Source organism: Pedobacter riviphilus, from assembly GCF_014692875.1.
GTDB classification, from domain to species: Bacteria; Bacteroidota; Bacteroidia; order Sphingobacteriales; family Sphingobacteriaceae; genus Pedobacter; species Pedobacter riviphilus.
Genome location: NZ_CP061171.1, coordinates 430,454 through 452,388, shown reverse-complemented (window position 1 = coordinate 452,388; position 21,935 = coordinate 430,454). Strand labels below are relative to the sequence as shown.

General features: G+C 40.1%; 16 protein-coding genes and 1 pseudogene. 8 read left to right on the top strand and 9 right to left on the bottom strand.

Annotated features, from left to right (window positions below; translation table 11 throughout):
- Positions 1-24: 24 nt before the first annotated feature.
- The 4 genes from H9N25_RS01730 to H9N25_RS01715 form a co-directional block, all read right to left on the bottom strand.
- Positions 25-1,806, bottom strand: a complete 1,782-nt coding sequence (locus H9N25_RS01730; RefSeq protein ID WP_190327743.1) for a hypothetical protein — start codon at positions 1,804-1,806, stop codon at positions 25-27.
- 181 nt (positions 1,807-1,987) lie between these two features.
- The gene (locus H9N25_RS01725; RefSeq protein WP_190327742.1) at positions 1,988-2,443 is read right to left on the bottom strand and encodes a pyridoxamine 5'-phosphate oxidase family protein; all 456 of its coding nucleotides are present in this window, start codon (positions 2,441-2,443) and stop codon (positions 1,988-1,990) included.
- A gap of 34 nt (positions 2,444-2,477) precedes the next feature.
- Positions 2,478-3,512 carry an alcohol dehydrogenase AdhP gene (gene adhP, locus H9N25_RS01720; protein WP_169501966.1) on the bottom strand — a complete coding sequence of 345 codons (1,035 nt, stop codon included), beginning with the start codon at positions 3,510-3,512 and terminating at the stop codon, positions 2,478-2,480.
- 54 nt (positions 3,513-3,566) lie between these two features.
- Complete coding sequence (locus tag H9N25_RS01715; protein WP_169501965.1) at positions 3,567-4,442, bottom strand: universal stress protein; 876 nt, start codon at positions 4,440-4,442, stop codon at positions 3,567-3,569.
- 330 nt (positions 4,443-4,772) lie between these two features.
- Between H9N25_RS01715 and H9N25_RS01710 the strand changes: the two genes are divergently transcribed.
- Positions 4,773-6,008, top strand: a complete 1,236-nt coding sequence (locus H9N25_RS01710) for an alpha/beta hydrolase-fold protein (protein WP_190327741.1) — start codon at positions 4,773-4,775, stop codon at positions 6,006-6,008.
- A 14-nt stretch (positions 6,009-6,022) separates the two neighbouring features.
- On the opposite strand, the gene H9N25_RS01705 is transcribed toward H9N25_RS01710, so the two are convergent.
- The 4 genes and pseudogenes from H9N25_RS01705 to H9N25_RS24270 form a co-directional block, all read right to left on the bottom strand.
- On the bottom strand, positions 6,023-7,069 hold the full coding sequence (locus H9N25_RS01705) for a sulfatase-like hydrolase/transferase (RefSeq protein WP_255524543.1): 1,047 nt from the start codon (positions 7,067-7,069) through the stop codon (positions 6,023-6,025).
- Positions 7,051-7,404 (bottom strand): sulfatase-like hydrolase/transferase, encoded by a 354-nt coding sequence (locus H9N25_RS24855; RefSeq protein WP_255524542.1) that lies wholly within the window; start codon positions 7,402-7,404, stop codon positions 7,051-7,053. Before H9N25_RS24855 ends, H9N25_RS01705 begins: the two co-directional genes overlap by 19 nt.
- A gap of 37 nt (positions 7,405-7,441) precedes the next feature.
- A complete protein-coding gene (locus H9N25_RS01700; protein ID WP_167293046.1) occupies positions 7,442-8,932 on the bottom strand; it encodes a RagB/SusD family nutrient uptake outer membrane protein in 1,491 nt (496 codons plus the stop codon).
- A 12-nt stretch (positions 8,933-8,944) separates the two neighbouring features.
- Positions 8,945-12,129 (bottom strand): annotated as a pseudogene (locus H9N25_RS24270) (SusC/RagA family TonB-linked outer membrane protein).
- Positions 12,130-13,240: 1,111 nt separating this feature from the next.
- Here H9N25_RS24270 and H9N25_RS01685 point away from each other — a divergent pair.
- The 7 genes from H9N25_RS01685 to H9N25_RS24840 all read left to right on the top strand — a co-directional run bounded on the left by H9N25_RS01685 (position 13,241) and on the right by H9N25_RS24840 (position 19,817).
- Positions 13,241-13,390 carry a hypothetical protein gene (locus tag H9N25_RS01685; protein ID WP_169501964.1) on the top strand — a complete coding sequence of 50 codons (150 nt, stop codon included), beginning with the start codon at positions 13,241-13,243 and terminating at the stop codon, positions 13,388-13,390.
- A 452-nt stretch (positions 13,391-13,842) separates the two neighbouring features.
- Entirely contained in the window at positions 13,843-16,977 is a 3,135-nt protein-coding gene (locus tag H9N25_RS01680) for a SusC/RagA family TonB-linked outer membrane protein (protein WP_190327739.1), read from the top strand.
- Positions 16,978-16,990: 13 nt separating this feature from the next.
- Positions 16,991-18,472, top strand: a complete 1,482-nt coding sequence (locus H9N25_RS01675) for a RagB/SusD family nutrient uptake outer membrane protein (RefSeq protein ID WP_190327738.1) — start codon at positions 16,991-16,993, stop codon at positions 18,470-18,472.
- Positions 18,473-18,499: 27 nt separating this feature from the next.
- Entirely contained in the window at positions 18,500-18,652 is a 153-nt protein-coding gene (locus H9N25_RS01670) for a hypothetical protein (RefSeq protein ID WP_167293043.1), read from the top strand.
- A gap of 10 nt (positions 18,653-18,662) precedes the next feature.
- A complete protein-coding gene (locus tag H9N25_RS01665) occupies positions 18,663-18,863 on the top strand; it encodes a hypothetical protein (protein ID WP_190327737.1) in 201 nt (66 codons plus the stop codon).
- The gene (locus tag H9N25_RS25215) at positions 18,847-19,578 is read left to right on the top strand and encodes a sterol desaturase family protein (RefSeq protein WP_330221077.1); all 732 of its coding nucleotides are present in this window, start codon (positions 18,847-18,849) and stop codon (positions 19,576-19,578) included. The genes H9N25_RS01665 and H9N25_RS25215 overlap by 17 nt, the downstream gene beginning before the upstream one ends.
- Positions 19,539-19,817, top strand: a complete 279-nt coding sequence (locus H9N25_RS24840; RefSeq protein ID WP_255524662.1) for a hypothetical protein — start codon at positions 19,539-19,541, stop codon at positions 19,815-19,817. The genes H9N25_RS25215 and H9N25_RS24840 overlap by 40 nt, the downstream gene beginning before the upstream one ends.
- 143 nt (positions 19,818-19,960) lie before the next feature.
- On the opposite strand, the gene H9N25_RS01655 is transcribed toward H9N25_RS24840, so the two are convergent.
- Positions 19,961-21,805, bottom strand: coding sequence for a helix-turn-helix transcriptional regulator (locus tag H9N25_RS01655; protein WP_167293041.1), 1,845 nt, complete (start codon positions 21,803-21,805; stop codon positions 19,961-19,963).
- Between the last annotated feature and the right edge of the window lie 130 nt (positions 21,806-21,935).

Here is a 21,935-nt window from a genome sequence, read left to right as displayed (position 1 = left end):
AAAGTTATTCCCGATCTTTTTCTCTTATTCAACAATCAATCCGTCCAGTTTGTCTTTCGACTTTGCCAACTGTTCGTATAATCCCTTTAACTCGCCCGATGCCTGATCGGCAACTTCACTGAATAGTTTTTTGTAGTAGTTAATCCCTTCGGCCAACTGTAGTTTGAATCCGTTTAACTGTTTTATTTTTTTATCGCTGAAATTTTGCAGCTGCTGTTTAATATCATTCTGCAGATAATCGATATAGAGGTTAAGTTCTTTGATAAAAACATGTGGCCTTTCCACTTGCGCCAGCAGGTTAATTTTTCCATAAATATGGCCAACCATTTCATCGAAAGAATATACATCAGAAAAATAGGCCAGGTTTGGCCCTGGGCAAATGGCTACTGCGGTACTTTCTTTTGGTTTAGCCATGTCATATTTCAGATAGGTAGCGGCGCACAAGCCCTCACAAAGGCAAACTTTTTCAGTAACCAGATTAAACTGTTTTTGGTATTCATCTGCTGATAGGCCAGCAGTTTTAAGGCTTTTGATTTTTAAGTGCTGATATTCGCGGGATGCCGTACAAATGGCTTGCTCAGTAAATTCGGTATTGTTGCAAAGGTATTTTTTGGTACACGGGCTTCCTGGCCTGCCCTTTTCAATTCTTTCAACTCGTTGCTTTTCTATACTGCTGTTTTTAAAATTATTAAACTGAATACCCAGCGGAGAAGCCCCGCTTAGATAAAAATCGCTTTCTGTTGAGCTGGCCAATTGCGCCAATGTTTCGGCATCAACATTAGTTACTTCTGGTACCAATAGAAATGGGCTTCCCCAGCCTGTGGCATCGAGATTATAATGTTTAAGGAGGAAATTGTGTTCCGCGGCGGTACCAATCCCACCCTGAACACTGATTCTCTGTTTGGGCCGTTTTTCTATTTGGATTCCCTTTTGCTCTACTGCAGATTGGTACATTTTAAAAAGCTCAGCAAGCATATCGTTTTTTTTGAGCTTAAATTCTTCCAAAATCGGCCCCAGTAAATATCCTTCTGTTGCAAATGCATGGCCACCACAGTTTAAGCCCGACTCAATCCTGAATTCTGAAACCCATAAACCCTTTTTCGCCAAAAATTTAGCCTGGATCAGTGCCGACCTGAAATCGCTTACTTTTAGGATGATTTTCTTTTTCAGCTTGCCATTTTCATCAGGAAAAAAGTCTTCAAAATTTTCCATATAGCTGTACAATTTCGGGTTCATACCAGCAGAGAGTACAACAGAGGCATTTAGTTTACTTTCGGCAAAACCACGGAGTGCGGCTAATGCATCGGTATTGGTATCACCCGAATATTCGCCATCAACATAATTCATTTTATCTACCTTGGCCATGATATTCACATCAATAGCGCCCATCTGCATCGCATTTTTTAAAAGCGCCTGGAAAGCCTGCTTGGTTTCACCTTCAGGATATTGCAACATCAGGTCATAACCATGCTTTAATTTAGCAGTATCGGGCAATAGTTCAAAATAACGGCAAATATCATTACCAATGGCAAAATCCTGTTGTTTCAGGGTTTTAAAATCTGAGGTTATGGTTTCCTGCAAAAAATCCAGGTCAGCTGTGATGCGTTTACTGCGGCTATCGGCCTCCCCTTTAGGTATGGCATGAAAGGAAATGGAGCGTTTCTGCGAGTGATAGGCACGCATGCGTTCGATGAGTTCGTCATCAACAACGGATAACACGGATGAAATACCGTACCTGGCAACTTTTAGTGGCGTATCAATGGAATAGCCGAGGCCCAACACGGGGATATGGAATGAATGTGGCATTGTATTTCGTTATGTAAATCTGGCTTTTATACAAAAGCCAAATGGTTTCGACAGCAAAACTATTGCAGTTGAGCCAGTCAGACCATGATGCCAGTCAAAACGAAAAGTGAGGGAGATCACTTTCCAACAATTTATAATACCAAACTTGGAAAGTATGATTTATTTATATTGCTAAAACCACTTATTCAGCACGATCGTTTATCTCGAATCTACCTGTTTTAAGGTGAAAGATAATTTTGAACACAATAACGTCTTCATCATAAACATCTGTTTTGCCTGTTCCATGCGATGGTTGCTCCGAAGGGGTATTGGTTAAAGGCATCATCCGGTGGATAATCCCCTGAAGCGCTCTTTGTTTTTCTGTAGCATCGGTTATTTCTTCAAATTTGCCCCAACACACCACACTCTTCCAGTTAAAGGTATCGCGGATCTGATCGGTTTGAAAGCATACCTGAGGGTTGCTTTTCATCATCCTGATTTTTTGCCCCGGAGCAGAATGAGCATAAACCGTGCTGTTATTGTATACATAATTGATAGGCACAATGTAACTTACCCCATGGGCATGGCAGGCCAAACGACCAATGTATTGTTCTTTAAGGAGCTTTTCTATCTCCTCATCTTCTAGTTTTCCTAACATCTTACAAGAATTAATGTTGAATATTTATAATTAATTAAGTACCTGAAATATCCAAAACAATCCGCCCCTCAATCTCACCCTTTTTCATTTGATCGAACACATTATTGATGTCTTCCAGTTTTGCTTTTTTAACCTGTGCCCTTACCTTTCCATCTACCGCAAATTCGATGGCTTCCTGCATATCCTTTCTTGTGCCTACAATAGAGCCTCTAATGGTTATCCTGTTAAGTACTGTATCAAATATGGGCAGATCAAAACTGCCCGGAGGTAGTCCGTTTAGAGATAAAGTACCTTTTCTACGTAATGCCGAAAGCCCTTGACTAAAAGCAACAGGTGTTACTGCCGTAACCAATACACCGTGCATGCCACCGGTTTGTTTTTTAAGAAATTCACCCGGGTCACGTTCTAGCGCATTAACAACAATGTCTGCCCCCAGTTTTCTGGCCATTTCCAGTTTATCGTTTGAAATATCAATCGCGGCAACCTGAAAGCCCATGGCCTTTGCATACTGAACCCCAAGATGGCCGAGCCCGCCAATGCCTGATATGGCTACCCACTCACCTGCTTTTGCATCAGTTTCTTTTAAACCTTTGTATACGGTAACCCCGGCACAGATAATGGGTGCCATTTCTGTAAAATTTACATGCGAAGGGAAATGGGCAACGTATCTCGAATCGGCAATTACATACTCTGCAAAACCTCCATCAACACTATAGCCTCCATTCTGCTGCTCATAGCATAACGTTTCCCAACCTGTTAAGCAAAATTCGCAACAGCCACAGGCGCTATATAACCATGGTACGCCAACCACATCTCCTTCTTTAACACTTTTAACATCATGTCCCATTGCAGCTACCAACCCAATGGCTTCGTGGCCTGGCACCAACGGCATTTTTGATTTTACAGGCCAATCTCCATTACAGGCATGCAAATCGGTGTGGCATACCCCACATGAAATTACCTTAACTAAAATCTCATATTGATGGAGCGGTCTAACCGGAAGTTCTTCTATGGCCAGAGGTCCTCCATATTCGTGGATAACCGCAGCTTTCATTGTTTTAGGATACATATATTTTGTTTTACAATAGATTATAATAATTGAATTTTATCTAGTGATGCGCTACTACATCGGAACGTTGTGTGATGGCGGTAAAACCAAAAGCGGGATCTGAATATGATCTGACATGTTTAGGGTATAACTGCCTTTAAGCAGCTGATGAAAAAAACTATGTTTTCGATGCACCATGGTCAGAATATCGATCTGTCCGTTTTCTACGATCCAATCTAAACCGTCCTTAATCCGTTCACTGTTTATATGTCTATAGTAAATATTTCTATAGTTAACCCGATCGGCAACCCGGTTTAAAAAATCTTCGGTTGTATGCTTATAGCCTTCTGGTTCTGATTTTGAATTACCGGTATGTGTAATGAGTATATCGGCATTAAAAGGTTTTGCAAATTCGGCAAGTGTACATAAAACGGAGACATCACTATGGCTAAAATCTGTGGCAAAAGCTATTTTTTTAGGTTTCTTAAAGCTATATCCCGCAGGTATAAGCAAAACAGGTATTTCCTGCTCGATAATTTTTCTGGCCACACTGCCCATAAGCGTTTTGGTTAACTTATCTGCACGGTTTAGTCCGGCCACAACGAGGTTCATTTTACATTCAGTAAAATATTTACCAACCTCTTTTTCAACCTCGCCACAAACCAATCGCCCAAACACTTCTGCTTTAAAACCAAGCTCATGATGGGCTTTTTTATATTTTTCTTCAACTTTTTCAACCAGTTTGCCCAAGGCTTTTTTAGCATCGTCTTCTATAAGCTTATATTCATCAAGCGGCCATACCAAAGATGCGGCAGCAGGAGAAAATTCAGGAACCTGAAAAACATTTAACAATTCTACCCTGGCACCAATACCATGGGCCAGATCAGTTGCATAATCGGCTGCGTTCTCTGCCGTTGCAGAGAAATCAACAGGGACCAGGATCTTTTTCATAATGGGTCTTTTTTGATAGGTATAAAGTTTGTAAAAAGCCCATGTTAAAAATATGAGTAGCGTCAGTTATTAAAATGATTTTCTCCCAACGTCTTCGCCTAAAAGCTTATTCTTTTATTTAAAGAAGAGAAAAATTAAATCATTAATTATCTTGTCGCTATGGATATAGTTCAAATGCTCATTAGCCCCTTAAATCAATGATTTAGTTTTTTTATTATAAAGCCTTCCAAAAGATTCATTACTTTTTTCTACAGTAAAATATTGCATTCTAATAATTCTTTATTCCTAAAAATATAGTAATTTCAATCGCAGGTCTATAAACTCAACGATATGATTTACAGCGACTACTTAAGGCATTATTTTAGAAATAACATCGTATATGTATTTTTTATACTGTTAATTCCCAAAAGCTTAGTTGCTCAAACCGATCCGGTATTTAAACCCATATCGGCAGATATCATCAAACTTCCGTCTAAAGTATTGGGTGAAGACCGGAAAATTTATATTTATGTACCGCCTGTGGATACTTTACGGCCCGCTAAGCGTTACCCTGTATTATATGTACTTGATGGGGATAATCATTTTAGCATGCTTGCAGAATATTGCCGTTACCTTAGTCGTTTGGACGTAAATGTAATGCCCGAGATGATTATAGTCGGCATCCCTAATACAAACCGCACAAGAGATCTTACGCCAACTCATAGTATTTTTGATTATGATGGAAAGCCTGATACCAGTTCAAATTCCAGGTTTAAGCCAAGTGGTGGCGGCAATAATTTTTTACAGTTTATTGGTAGTGAATTGATCCCTTATGTTGATGCTCACTACAAAACAGAAGCTTTTAAAATTTTTGCAGGACACTCATTCGGTGGCATCGCCACAATAAATTGCCTACTAACGCAACCAGATATGTTTGGTGCTTATGTAGCCATAAGCCCTTCATTTTGGTGGGATAAGGAATATTTACTTAAGCTCGCAGATAAAAAGCTAAAAAACAATCAGATTATAAATAAAATGGTCTTTTATAGTGATGCGAACGAAGGGGGCTCAGATAAATCAACCTTTCATAGAGATCTTTTAAAATTCGATTCTATAATAACCCAAAAGAAGATAACAGGTTTAGACTATAAATATGTTTATTATCCTGAAGAGATACATATGACGGAGCCGATAAAAGCCTATTATGATGCTTTACGATTTATTTACAAGCAATGGGATCTGCCACAGATGGATCCAAAATTATTGAACGCCACTGCTGTAAAGCAACATTACCGGCAACTATCTCAACGGTATGGGTATGCTGTTATACCAACAGAAGTAAATATTAACAACACTGCAATGTATTTAATAACCCAGCCCGGAGCACTTGATAATGCAATAGATTTACTTGAAATGAATACTCAAAACTATCCGGCATCGCCCACTGCTTTTAGCCAATTAGGCGATGCGTACCTAAAAAAGGGCGATCGTTTAAAAGCATCTACTTGCTACAAAAAGGCACTTGCATTAAACCCTGGTTCACAAAAAATAAAAGCTAAATTAACAGGAATTTCAGAAAAACAGTAGCCCTCCTTATTAAACTACTTCACAGTCCAATAGGGAGAGTCCGTTCTTGCAGTCAAAAGATAATCCTCAATCTGCTTAACAATATCAGGATGGCTTGCTGCTACATCATTTGTTTCGCCGATATCGGTCTTCAGATCATAGAGTTCCAATTTGTGGTGTCTTTTCACTCCTTTCCATCGCCCGTAACGTATCCCTTGTTCAAAACCCAGTTCAAAAAATTCCCAATATAAGAAACGGTTTTTTTTAGGTTTTTCACCTTTAATAGCCGGATAAATACTCAGCCCATCAGTTTTGAATCCCGTGGTTTTGCCGGCAATATCCGCAAAAGTTGGCATAATATCGGCAAAATAGCCAGGTACATTACTTATTTTGGGGGCATTTTTGAGAAATGGAGCCCATGCAATAAACGGGATCCTGATTCCCCCCTCATACATATCTCGTTTATATCCCTTTAATTTCCCGTTTGAATCAAAAAACTCTGAAACAGCCTTGAGTTGGCTTGTGGGTTCAGACCTGGGTCCATTGTCAGAGGCGAAAAAAACAATCGTATTTTTTGATAAGCCACTTTTAATCAAATAATCTTTAACCTTACCTACGGCCTGATCCATATAATAAACCATAGCGGCATAGGTTTTCATATCCTCGGGCCAGTTCATGTGCTTGTAAATGGCCTGGTCTGGTACATCAAGTGGAGAATGTGGGTTATTGAAATTCAGCATCAGGAAAAAAGGTTTCTTACCATCCTTTTGAGTTTCAAGATAAGCTAGCGCCTCATCAGTACACATATTGGTTTCATAGTAACCTCTTTTTTCATTGGTATTTGGTGCTACAGTTACGAGTTTTCCGTTTATATAACGGTGATCGGGCCAGTAGGTATTTGTGTAAGTAGAAGGAATATTAATCAGCCAACCCGAAAACTTGTCGAAGCCCCGCTGTAAAGGCGTAGCTAAAGAATCGTATCCATCAACGTGCCATTTCCCTACCAGTGAAGTATTATATCCGGCATCCTGTAATAAGTTTCCAATGGTATAATCATCTTTGGTCAGGTTAGCCCTGTACACAATATTTTTACCTTTTTTTCCAGCAATACCACCCTGTTCGGTGGCATTGCCCTAATGGTGGCATGCCCGGTATTGAGCCCTGTCAGGATCGAGCCCCGGGATGGCGAACAAACCGGAGCCCCTGCATAAAAATCGGTAAATTGTGTCCCTTCCTTTGCAAGTTTATCAATGTTGGGTGTTAGGATTTTTTGTTGTCCATAAACACCAACATCTCCATAACCCAAATCATCAGCCAAAATAAAAACTATATTAGGCTTTTGTCCAGGCGCCCGTTGTGCAAAAATTGCTGCGTTACAGGCTAGCAAAAAACCAATTATTAATAACTTCCTTCTCATTGCTTATTCTTTTGATTTTTAATCTCAATAAATACCCCTAATTGTAGCCGGGATTTTGAACATAAAGACCTGGTGCGGTCTGAATTTCTGCTGCCGGAACCGGGTAAATTACATAGTTTGGTACAATTTCGTTAATTTTTGTTATTGCATCGGCAGTTCTCCAGGCATTCATCTGCGAAACGGCCAAACCTTCCCTTACCAGATCGTTCCAACGGAGCCCTTCACCTAAAAATTCTCGCTGCCGTTCCTGCATAAGTATGGGTATGGTTACATTAGATAGTGCACCAACCCCGGCCCTGGCCCTCACCTTATTAACAATCGCATCAACATCTGCCTGAGTGCCGGGTGCACCATGTAGAATACATTCGGCCTTCATCAACAAGATATCGGTATAACGCAATACAATGAAATTAATTGGCCAATCTTTCCCTGACAAACCCTTTTTGGTCACATCGATATATTTTTTGATGAAAGGGCCAGCGGTATAAGTGGTAGCCACATTGAAAGGATAGCGGATATCTGTTCCACTTACCGTATTTGTAGTGTAGGAGGTCACTAAGCTTTTCGATACAGGAAACGTGCTTGCTCCATAACCATTTCCAAAGCTATTGGAAATACCATTACTGGTCCAGTAGGCTACTGGCACCAGGTGCGATGGGAAACCTGCGCCGTTTAAACTGGAAGCAAACTGGATATCAAATACCACTTCACTATTGTTTTCTTTTGCATACGAAAAAATCGATGCATAATCTGATATAAAACTATATGGGCTTCCGGTAATTATAGCTTCAAACAATGCCGCAGCCTTATCATATTCATTACTATTAATGCCAGGCCCATTAATACCATAGGTTGGTCCGGATTTGGTTAGATAAACCAAGCCCAAAAGTCCCTTTGCAGCATAAGAAGTAGGTCTTCCCAAATCAGGTCCAGTAAAAGTAGCAGGTAAATTAGCAGCTGCATACTGCAGATCGGACTCGATCAATGCATAAACATCAGCCACAGGACTACGCGGAATGCTTGCTACTTCAGCGGCACTCTTCACCGACGAGATTAATGGAACCTGCCCAAAAGTTCTTACTAATGAGAAATAATAGAAGGCCCTTAAGAAACGTACTTCTGCGGTGTACCGTGTCGCATTTGCACTAGTTAATACACTTCCTTTGGTTTCCAGTGCAGCCAAAACCGTATTGGCATTATAAATTCCATTGAAGTTGGCTTTCCAGGCGGTAGAAATAAATCCTGTGGTGGTAATACTTGGAGTGAAGTTGTTGATCCCATCCCAATCACGGTTACCATCGGAGGTTGCATTTATATTATCACTGCGCATTTCACTAAGGAACAACGCCTGACTCGGGTAATTGTTTAATTGCGAGTAGACCCCATTTACAGCCTGAAGAAAGTCGTTATTATTGGTGAAAAAGTTATCAGTTGCCAAACTTGACACTGGAGTTTGATTTAACTGTTTTTCGCAACTGCCCAATAACAGCAATAGCGAGAACAGTATTAAGTATATTTTCGTTTTCATCTTATATTGTTACTAAAAGCCAATATTTATACCTATTGAAGCTGTTTTACTCAGCGGCATCGAGCCGTAGTCACCAGAAATTGCATAACTGGCATCGCCGCTTACGTTTGTGTTCTGTGCCTCTGGATTTGCTCCTCCTTTATATTTATCATGAGAAAAATAATTTTCCAGCGACACAAATATCCTTGCCGAAGAAATTGCTGGGGTTTTAAATAATTTTTTAAGGTTATAACCCAGCGTGATGTTCTGTACCCGCAGAAAATCGGTAGAATACACCCAGTCGGAGGTTACATTTGGGTAGGTATAACCCGCGCCTAGTTTACCCCTTGGTGCATTTGGATCAGGATTGGAAGCTGACCAGTGATCTCTCCAAACTCCCAGAACGTTAGCTGTGGTGCTGCCCGAAAAGTCGATTGCCCGACCGAGATACGACAGTATAGAACCTCCATGCTGGCCGTACAGCTGTATTGCAAGGTCAAAGTTGTCATATTTAAATGTATTGGTCCAACCCCAGGTATACTTAGGAGCAGGTTGACCACCCACTACCCTATCAGCCGCACTGATTTTTCCATCTCCATTATTATCAACATATTTTGCATCGCCGGCTTTTTGCCCAGATACTTTTGCTACATTGGGATTGGCAATATCAGCAGCTGTCAGAATACCATCCGTTTTGGTAATATAATAACTGAATGCAGGAAGCCCTTCCCGCAACAGATAAGGTGCATTGCTGCCACTGTAAGCAGAAGCAATCTCAATATCTGCATGCGTTGGCCCCAGGTCTGTAACCGTATTTTTGTTAAATGCGATATTGGCGCTCATTGCCCAGGTAAAACGTGCTGTCTTTAGATTTACGGTATTCACGCCAAATTCGAGGCCTTTGTTTACTACTGCTCCAATGTTTTGCAAACTTGTACTGAAACCGCTTGCAGATAACACGGGCAGATTAAGTAAAAGATCACTGTTTTTTTTATGATAAGCATCAAAAGTGAAATTGATCCGGTTAGCGAGCAAACTCAAATCCAAGCCAAGATCATAAGTACTTGAAGTTTCCCATTTTAGTGCTTTATTGGCCAGTCCGGAAACTACCTGACCAGTGGCGGTTGTAGGCGTATTACCGCCGAAAACATAATTCGAATTTACGAGCGTACTGATTGCATTGTAATCGCCAATGTTATTATTACCAGATTTACCCCAGCTGAGTCTAAGTTTTAGCTCACTAATTGCTTTTACATCCTTTAAGAAAGACTCTTCTGAAATTTTCCACCCTGCAGATACCGAAGGAAAGGTTCCCCAGCGGTTCTCAGCACCAAATTTAGAAGAGGCATCTCTTCTAATGGTACCAGACAATAGATATCTATCTTTAAAAGCATACTGGAGCCTGCTATAATAAGAAAACAGTGTATTGTTAGCTGCGGTAGAAGTTCCGGTAGTTGTTACCCCTGCCGAATTGGCAATTGCATTACTTAATGTTTTGATAATATCGTTGGCAAAACCGCCGGCTGTAGCAAGCCTTACACCTTCAGCATGTACAATATTATAAGATACCCCTGCAATAGCCGAAATTTTATGAACACCAGCTATTGTAGTCGAGTAACTCAAAGTATTCTCATTTAAAAAATTTTGTTTCTTATTTACAATGTAAGCACCTGTTGAATAAAGTCCGGGATTGGTTAACAAGGCTGATGCAGCCCCCACGGTTACCTGATCTGATGTATACTGTGATGTATTTCTATCTACATTATCATAGTTTACACTCGATCTTAATGAGAGCCCTTAATAATCTGGTAATCTGCATACACTGAAGCCAGCAACCGCGAAGTTTTAACATTATTTATGGCAGTTTCCAGATATGCGTATGGACTGATGAGTCTTGGACTTGCCCAGGTATAGGTACTGTTTCCATACGCACCAGTATTGAGTCCGGCCGAACTTTCTACAACAGGCACCATCTGTAGTGCATTCATCAGCTGGTTATCCTTTCCTTCAGCAGGTGGTGCATTATTAATTGAATATGATGGAGCGAGATTAATGCCGAACTTTAACTTTTTACCCGCATTGGCCTCAACATTTGCCCTCAATCCGTAGTTTTTAAAATTAGAATTGAGCAGTGTTCCATTTTGATTCAGGTAATTACCTGAGATAAAATAAGTGACATTTTCGGTACCTCCACTTGCTGAGGCTTCATAATTTTGATAAGGTGCTTGTGTAAAAACGGCGTCCTGCCAGTCTACGTAATCAAGTCCGGGATGTCCGGCCTGCGCCCATCTTGGATCAGTCATATATGAGGTATTGATCGTTCCGGCAGCAAGTCCAAGCACCGCAGCCCTTTCAGCATTGGTCTGGCTAGCGGTTCTGCCCGTACCCGAAGCTACCCAGGCCGAGTTGGCAAGTTCTGTTGCCTGTGCAACCCATTCATCAGCACTCAGCATATCAACCTTTCGTGATACGGAACTGATTCCTGCTTTTGCATTTGCACTAATTTTGGGCCTTCCTGAAACACCCTTCTTTGTAGTAATAATCACAACGCCATTAGCAGCGCGCGAACCATAAATAGCTCCTGCGGCTGCATCTTTTAATACCTGTACACTTTCAATATCGTTAGGATTAAGATTATCGAGGGGACTGTTTGAGATGCCTCCTGCAGCATTTTGACCGGCAATATCCAAAGGAAAGCCATCTAAAACATAAAGCGGTTCGTTGCCAGCAGTGATTGATCCTGCTCCTCGTACCTGAATACTCAATCCTGCTCCGGGTATACCACTTTGTTGCCTCACCTGCACACCTGCCATTTGTCCAATTAATGCCTGTTCAACCCTCGAAATCGGTTTTTCATCAACAGCCTTGGCATTAAATGTAGCCACAGAACCCAATACATCACTTTTCTTTTGCGTTCCGTAACCTACCACAAGTACTTCTTCCAGCTTACTTTGGTCTGGATCAAGTTTTATAGAAAGCACCTCTCCTTTGTAAAGTATTTCTTGTGTTTTATATCCCACATAGGTAAAAATTAAAGTGGGCTGGCTCTGTTCGGTAACGATCTGAAATTCGCCACCAGGGTTTGTAGATACTACCTGGGCTGTTCCTTTAAGCCTGACACTTACGCCGGGCAGGGGAAGATTTTTTTCATCTGTTACCCTTCCTTTTACCGTGGTTAATCTTGTAGGGACAGCATTAAGTATTTTCGGTTCCGCCATTATGGCTACGCCAGAAAGAGTATGATGATTGAGGTGGTGGTGTTTGTCTTTATTTTTTGCAGAAGCTTCTAAAATGGAGGAAATCAGAAAGATTCCGGTTAAGCCTGTGAGCAAAAATGTTTTCGATAAAGCTGCGATATGAGAATCCTTCCAGGACTTTCCGCTTATTTTCATAATTATATTGGTTTATGTCAATCATGAAATTACAATGGGTTATTTCCACTTATTATGAAAAATTCCGTGTAGAATTCATAAATTTAACATGATCATTAAATAAATTGACCGGATGCAACGCCAATTGATCTCCGGTTAAATGGTCGAAATCTGGGGAGGATGCAGAAATGCATTTCCCCTTATTGTATTCAGTAAGTATCTCCTGTTTTGTATGCTCCTTTCTTAATAGAATTTTTATCTCATTTTATTTACATGTTAATATTGAATAAGAGTTTGTCTGCAATTTAGATAGGACTGTATCTGGGATATTGAGATAGGAGTTAAGAAGAGGAATGAAGGTTTTAACAAGCATAAAGCATATATAATCTATAGTATTAGTAGTCAAAATTATATTATCTTGGCATGTCCCACAAATTTTTAACAAAAATTACGGTTTTCATAATTTTTTGACTTCCGGCAACGATGGCATAATAATTTATTGGAACAAAAATTATCCAATTCATAAAACAATTTGCTTTATTGAATATCAAATTTGAAATGTCCGTTGTTTTAACAAATGTAAATATTGTCATCCTGAGCTTGTCGAAGCACCTCTTTTAAATGTCTTAAAAGCATTCTGATATTTCTAAGATCAGTACAGATTGAGTGCAGCGTGACAAATTAGATCTGAAATACAAATATAATGCAGCGTCATTTTTCTTAAAATAGAACTAGACCTCGTGACCGATATTGCATTGAAAGCTGTTGGTTTTTAGCAACAGTAAATTTTATTATTTCTATTTTCTCTGTTTGGAAAGTGATTCACATTGTACACTTTTCTAAAATTCAGGCTTCCGATCCCCGATCAAGAAAGTTAGAAATTGGCAAAAAACAAAATAGCTTACAACTATTAATAACTTCGTACCCGAGTCGGCATCTTTTTTGTTACAAAGTGTGTATGAAAAGGAATGATATAATCAGTGCGCTCTTAGGTATGTTGATTATGGCCATCACTTACTGGCTGCTATTTTATAAGTTCTCCTCTCCCAAAGAGCGTAAAGAAGTGAGAATATCCTCCTCAGCACCACGTTTTAAAAACTTAGAATAAATACCCCTTACCATTCTTAATCCAAAGAAAATCTTAAATTTTATTTGAGCGTAAAATGGATTTTGAAAAAAATATCTATAAATCCTATAGTTATTATAGTCTTTTTAAGAAAAGTTTTTATATTTGTCCAAACATGTTGAGTAATATTAAAGCTTACTAAAAATATGATGCCAGATCTATTTATTTTTTCTATGCGCGTGTATCTTTCCTGTTGTTGCTAATACGGCAGCGCTCATTACCTCTTTTCTATAAAACAATACTGGCCTAAGGCTAACTGTAGAAGTGTAGCCTTTTTTTAAACAACTTACAAAATGAAATAGCGTCTATCATAAAAAACAAAACCGACAGGGAAGCCCTGCCGGATATTATTTGATAACCAGCGTAACGCCAATCACTTCTGGTTACCAAGTTTTACTAACAATTCAAATCATTAAATAAAACTGTATAAATATATGGAAAAATCTATCCATAGAAAAAAAATTGCCGTCAGGCTGATGACATTTCTTGCCATTGCTATGCTTACTAAAAATGCGAAGGCGCAGCAGGAAAACACCCCGATTATTAACTCCACCTTAATCGGATCAGTAAAAGATTCGATAACTAAACAGCCTATAGGCAATGTGGTTTTAGCCATAAAAGGAACTACGCATGCCGTAACCAGCGCACCTGATGGAAGCTTTTCATTTCGTACGGGGCAAAAATTCCCTTATACCCTTATTGTAAGTTTTATCGGTTACCAAACCAAAGAGATTTTGGTGGATGGAAGTCCGATTACCATTTTATTGGCAGAAAAAGCAAGCAGCCTGAATGATGTTGTGGTAATGGGCTATGGCAGCCAGAAAAAAAGCGACGTTACCGGATCGGTAGCTTCGGTTTCTAAAAATTTACTGGCACAGCCCGCAGCAAGTTTTGATAATATGCTTCAGGGTGGTGTTTCCGGTATCGGCGTAACACAAAACTCCGGGCAACCAGGCGGCACAGCTACGGTGAGGATTAGAGGTGGGAATTCCATCTCCTTTGGAAATGCACCACTCTACGTTATAGATGGTTTTATTGTATACAACAATAACGACAATGTTAACGTTGGTTCCATTGGCACCAGCTCAAATGCCCTATCTACTATCAATCCAAGCGATATTGAATCAGTAGAAGTATTAAAAGATGCCTCTGCAACCGCCATTTACGGATCGAGAGGAGCCAATGGTATAATTATCATCACAACAAAAAAAGGAAAGAAAGGTGTAAATAATGTAAATTATAACGGTTATTATGGCACGCAGCGGGTAGCCAGAAAATTGAATTTATTAAATGGCAGCCAGTGGGCGGCATTAATAAACGACATTAACACGAGTGATGGTGTTCCAAAAACCTATACCGATGCGCAGATCGCTGCGTTTGGCATAGGCTCAGACTGGCAAGGCTCGGCATTAAGTAACGCATCAATTCTTAATCAAGAACTTTCCGTTTCGGGCGGAGATGAAAAATCGAGATATTTAATTTCCGGCAATTATTTTAAGCAGGATGGTGTAATCATCAATTCGGGTTATGAAAGGTATTCGGCCAGGATAAATTATGAGAAAGACATTTCTGAAAAATTTAAGGTTACCGCTAATTTTTTCGGGAGCAGATCAATAGAAAACAAGCTAGCAGGAAGCGCCTACAACAGCATTAACTTTAGCAATGCTTATGCGAATTTAATTCTTACTGCTCCTATTGCCCAGATTAAAAATGCCGATGGCAGTTATAATACCAGTAACCCTTTAAATGCTACGCCAACCAATCCGCTGCAAGATATAGCAGCCACTACAAACCAAAATACCCTAAACCGCATATTGGGTAATGCCGCTGCAGAATATAAAATTTTAAAAGAACTGACGTTAAAAGTGACTGCCGGAGTAGATATCCTGAATACGAATCAGCAATACTACGCCCCCTCCTTCACCGCTTCGCCAGCTGGGGCATCAACCGGCTACGCTACCAAAGGTTATGCTGCACTCGGTTCGGGCAATGCACTGAGCTGGCTGAATGAAAATACCCTGACGTATAACCATACTTTCGATGATAAACATTTCCTTAATGCGCTTGTCGGTTATAGTACACAATACGAAAATGGTAAATCTTTTACCACATCTGCACAACAGTTTCCGAACGATTTAACCACCTTTGATAATTTATCATATGCGGGCATTGCCAACCTGCCCAGCTCTGCTGCACATAGCTCGAGCCTGAATTCTGTTTTGGCACGTGTTAATTATTCATATCTGCACCGCTACAATATTACTCTATCTGAAAGAGCCGATGGTTCTTCCAAACTGGGTAAAGAAAACAAATGGGGATTCTTTTCTTCTGTCGGCGTTTCGTGGAATGTAAACGACGAGGAATTTTTCAAGTCATTGCAAAATGTAGTGAACAACTTTAAAATTCGCTTAAGTGCAGGGCAAACAGGAAATTCGGAAATCCCGCCCTACAGTTCACTTTCTTCATTATCACCCAGTAATTATTATCTGGGCGGCAAATTGGTTACCGGAATATCGCCCATACAGATTGCGAACCCCGACCTAAAATGGGAAACCACCACCCAATATAATGCTGGTCTGGATTTGGGATTTTTAAACAACCGCATTTCTGTTACTTTCGATGTTTACAGCAAAAAAACCACCGATTTATTACTTAATGTGCCATTGCCTTTATATACGGGTTATGCCAGTGCTTTAAAAAACATCGGAAGTGTATCTAACCGTGGTATTGAGTTTTCTATAAATACCGAGAATATAAAAACACCTGGTTTTAACTGGAAGAGCACATTAATTTTTAGTGCCAATCGTAATAAGGTGTTAAGCCTGGGCGAAAATGTAAAAAGTTTCTTCCCTGTGGCTCCAACCGGACAGGTATCGCCTGTAATTGTTCAGGTGGGTTTACCTGTGGGCACATTTTGGGGTTATAATACCAACGGGCTTTTAACCAGTGCCGATCTTAGCAATGGCACCCCGTTATTGGGCGGTGTACCGCAACAGGCTGGCGATACGAAATATGTAGATACCAACCAGGACGGGGTTATAACCACAACCGACAAACATAACCTTGGCAGTGCGCAGCCAAAGTTTACCGGCAGTTTAAGCAATACTTTTAATTATAAGGGTTTAGACCTGTCGATATTCTTTCAAGGTTCTTACGGCAACAGAGTATTCAATTTATTACAGCAGAGCTTAGAGCGGCCAACGCTTACCCAAAATGCATCGGCCACGCTTTTAGACCGTTGGACACCCCAAAATCAAGGCGCTGTTGTTCCCCGTGTAACCAATTCGCCAGTACCACAGGTAACCGACCGCCTGATAGAAGATGCTTCGTACCTAAAGCTTAAAAACGTCTCACTAGGCTACACCTTTAAAACTGAATGGGCAAATAAGATCAAGTTAAAAAATTTAAGGTTTTATATATCTGCCCAAAATCTGTTCACCATTACAAAATATACCGGTCTCGATCCTGAAGTGAATTTTTACGATAACGATAATACGAAACAGGGAATAGACTTTGGGACTTACCCGGCCACAAGAACCTTTTTGGCAGGTTTATCCATCACCCTATAATTATAATGTACAAATGAAAAGAATAATCACTAAACCCATAATCTGGTTATTAGCAGTCATAATAATTACATCAGCGGCCTGCAAAAAACTCGAAGAAAACCCAAGTTCAGTTATTGTAAGTTCGCAATTTTTCAAAACACAATCTGATGCCATATCCTCAGTTAATGCAGTTTATAGTTCTTTGAACAGTGATCCGAACGGCGATTTCCCCTTGTATGGCCGCCAGCTCAATTTATTAGTCGAAAATGCAAGCGATAACCAGATTTTTAGCCCGAGCAACACCAACCCCGATGTAAGGGCACTTGGCGTATCAACCTACATCCCTTCTAACAGCAGGATACAAAAAGTTTGGCAACAGCTGTATTATGGCATCAATAAGGCGAATATCGCAATTGATAATATTCCTAATGTTACAACCGATACCCTTTTAAAAAACAGGCTGGTACGCGAAGCCAAATTTGTAAGGGGTCTGCTTTACTTTAACCTGGTGAGGTTATACGGCGATGTACCATTGATATTGCACGAGCCTAAAAGTGTAAACATTGAAGATTTATTGGTTAAGAGAACTGCTACCTCAACAGTATACCAGCAGATTATTGCCGACCTGACTGAGGCCACCAACTTACCAAAAAGTTATGGCAGTGCAGATTTAGGCAGGGCCACATCAGGCGCAGCGCATTCGCTGCTGGCAAAGGTATATGTTACGCAAAAACTATGGCCAAATGCACTTGCCCAGCTCAACACCGTAATTAATGGTGGTTATGGTTATGCCTTATTCGCCAATTATAAGGATGTTTTTCAAAAAGCCACAAAAAACGGCATCGAACATATATTTTCTGTACAATTCGAAAGCAATCTTGGGGCGAAAAATGTGGTACAAAACCTTAGTCAGAGTTTTACCTCATTTAATACCGGAACCTTCCCTATTGATGTGCCCGCCAATAAAAGTGTTTACGCGCTTTTTTCTGCGGCCGATACCAGGCGCGAAACCACCTTCTACGATTCGGTTTATAACGCAGCAACTGGCAAGTATGTGGTTTTTAAAAATGCCTATACACCCTATTTTAACAAATTTGTTGATTATACGCTGACACCCTTAAATACCCAGGCCCAGAGCGGGATAAACTATCCGGTAATCAGGTATGCAGATATATTGTTGCTTTATGCCGAAGTAGTAAACAATATCAGTGGGCCAACTGCCGAAGCCTACAATGCCATTAACAAAGTAAGGACAAGGGCAAAAATTGCAGATTTAACACCTGGTTTATCTACAGATGCATTTAGAGACTCGGTTTTCCTGGAGCGCAGAAAAGAATTTATCCAGGAGGGGCATAGATGGTTCGATCTGGTACGGCAGGGCGGAAATATTTATGTAGATGCACTCAAAAAAATTCCAGAAAAATCGGCTGTGTCCTTAAAAAATATCTTGTTCCCTATTCCACAGACCGAAAGAGAACTCAATACGCTGCTTACCCAAAATCCGGGATATAATTAATTATTCATTTATAAAACTAAAGAAAAAATGACAGCATCAGACTTTAACATCTTAGGCAAAAAGATATTGGTGGGCATCATTGTAACGCTGATCCCCTTTATCATCATTGTTGGTGGTCTTTACCTTACCCAGCGTTTATTGGGCGATGAACCAGCAACCCAGATTATTCACAAAAACTAAATCATGAACCATGAAAATCGAAGAAAAAACCCGGCAAAAAATCATTAGAAATGCGGTATTGAGCCTCTTTATCTATGTGTTGCCCATTGTCTTAATGTTTGCCACCTTTTACATTACCGGCGAGAGGCCCTGGCTAAAACAACAGCATAAAGCTGAAAAAACCAAATCTGTAAACCCTAAAAATTCATCAAACAATGGAACCAGTGATTAATTTTATCAAAAGCGTAATCGAAAACCTGAATGGTTTCGGTTTCCCCTTTTTAGTATTCTTTCTTGGCGTACTCGAATTCTCTTTTGGATTGTATAAAGGCAAGTGGCCGAAAAACGAACGTTTTGTTGATATTGCCTGCTTTACCCTGCCAAGATTGGTCATCAGACCTGTTGTGGCCTATTACGGTTTAAAGTTTTTACCGGCCGTACTACCAGGTTTAAAAAACACCTTTGAGTGGGTACCTTTCTTTTGGGGCTGTATTATTATAGCCATTGCCGATGACCTTACGCAGTATTGGTACCATAGGCTGCACCACGAAATTCCTTGGTTATGGCGTTTTCACCGTACGCACCACTCAGCACCGTATATGGGCATGGCCATGGCCAGCAGACAGAATGCCATTTATACCCTGTTTTTTTCGCAAACTTACCTTACCACAGCGTTGGTGTATTTAGGACTAGGCATACCTGCCATTGTGGTAAGGGAATTAAAGGTACCATCACCACCCTGGCGCACTCGAGCATTCCGTGGGATAAACCTTTCTATAAATACAAAATCCTGCACCCCTTGGCCTGGGTATTGGAAAGAACAATTTCTACACCTGCTACCCACCATGCGCATCATGCAGCGACAACAGATGATGGCGTGGGTTATTACAAGGGTAACTTTGGCAATATGTTTTTCTTATGGGATATTATTTTTGGGACAGCTTTAATTAGCAGAAAATACCCTAAGGCTTATGGCATTTCACATTATGAAGGCGACCAATGGTATGCACAGCTATTGTGGCCAATATTCAAATCGAAAGTGGCCGGTAGCGAACTGGCAAAAGATGGCCCGGTTGTGAGGTTAGATGAACCAACTCCTGCATCTCCCATTCAGAATAAATCAAACGAAGATTTTGAAGAAGAGGAGTTTTATTACCAGCCAAGCCCAACACTGGCTAAAAATTAATACCAAAGAGGCTGTATCATAAATCTAAAATTGTCATCCTGAGCTTGTCGAAGGACCTTTTTAAAGGCGTTTCGACAGGCTCAACGTGACAAATAGAACGAAATTATATATTATGATACAGCCTTTTAATTTTAGATTATATTTTAACCTATATTCTGCAAAAACAAGTTTAAATCGTCTTCTTTCCCCAAACCCAGCTTTTGTTTAATCCGATAACGGCTCATACGCACACTTTTGGCTTCGATATGCATCAGCTGGGCAATTTTTTTAGTATCCATCTTCAAATGGAGGTAAGCGCAGAGCTTCAGATCGAGTGCCGTAAGTTTTTGTTGTGCCCGTTGATTTAACAGAGAGAAAAACTCTGGATGTACCTGTTGGATCTGAAATTTGGCTTCTTCGAAATCGTTATCCAATAGCAATTCTTCATTCCAGATTTTATTGATGTTGAACTGGTGGTTATCACTAAGTTTTTCCTTAATCTGGAACAGCATTTCTTTTTTATGCTCGAGCTGTAACTGGCTGGCCATTACTTCTTTCTGCAATTGTTGCTGCTGGCTTTCCAATAGCAGCTGCTCGGCCTTTAACCTGGCCTGCTCCTCTTTTTCGAATTTCATCTGCAGTTCGGCATCCTGTTTTTCTAAATGCAATTGCTTCTCGCGCTGTAAGGAGTACCTTAGCCTGAAGTGGTAAGAGCGGAACATAAATATAAGCCCTAAAATGGAGGCTATTGCAATACCGAAATATAGATATTTTTGTTGCTGTGCGTATTTTTCGCTTTGTTTTAATAACTTAACCTCACTGTTTTTTTTTTCAGCTTCATACTGAACCTCCAGTTTTTGAGCATTTAATGTCCGTTTTTCATCAAAAAGTTTGTTGCCATATTCCGTTGCTTTTTTCTGAAATTCAAGTGCTTTTACATAATTTCCATTCTGCTCATAAAAATTAGAAAGTGCAGTTACCACATTAATCAAGGTATAATAATAAGGCACTTTCTTACCTATCATTACATTATAGGCTTCTTGCAGGTAACCTTCCGCCATTACTAGATTTTTATCTCTCCTGGCGTATTCGCTCAGAATCCCCAAACTACTCGCCCTTATTTCTTCGCCGTTTATTGCACCTTTCATCACTTCGTTGGCCATACTGGCGTAACGGATAGCATTGTTTTTTGCTTCCTGATCGGTATCCGCGAAATACCTCAGGTAATAATCGGCACTGTTGATACAGGCAATACCATAAGTTTTTCGCGCAACATATTTCGGATGCTGGATGTAAAGGTTTTGGGCCTTGTTCAAATAATAGATGATGCTATCGCGGAACACTTCTTTTTTAGTACCGGCATAATTATAATCGGCAGCAACAGATAAAGCGATATAACAATTGCTCAACAGGTTATAATCAGTGGTTTTTAAAGCATTTTGGGTAGCTGCCCAGGCATACTTGTTCACATTTTTAACATCATCCCAACGTGAGTTGATCATATAGAGTTGGTAATATATTTTGGCGCTGAGATAAGGGTCGGATACTTTTTCCAACGACTTCAGTGCAAGCCGACAATATTTGGTAATCTGCTCCGAATTATCAATCGCATTATAAAATAATGCCTGCGCATAATAAGCATAGGCCATTGCAACGGGCTGTCGCGATTGCTGCGCAAGGAGTAACGTGGTATCGCTAGCTTTTTTTGATAAAACAAACTCTTTGGTCGTGGCATATACACTTGTCTGTATTGTCCTGGCTTTTACAGCCTCTGTTAAATTTTTAAATTTTAAAGCTAAAGCTGCGCTCAGTTGAGCCTTTCGTATCGCTGCTTTATAATCGCCATTAATTCTACTTCGCTCCGCAAGCTGCGTTAGTAATGCCGGTTTATCTTTATCGCTTAACTTTTCAAGTGCAGTACTATCCAATAAAGTTTGCGCATAGGTTATAAAACAACAGATGCAAATGCCGATTAAGAGAAATATCTTTTTAAAATGTTGATGCTTCATACCGTAAAATTAGCATAAAGATTGAAGTCGCGACAATATTGTAGACGAAAACAAAAAACAACAAAACACACAAAACACTAATAATCAATACATTAAAAATACCTGTAGATGTATTGTAGACGTTTTATTA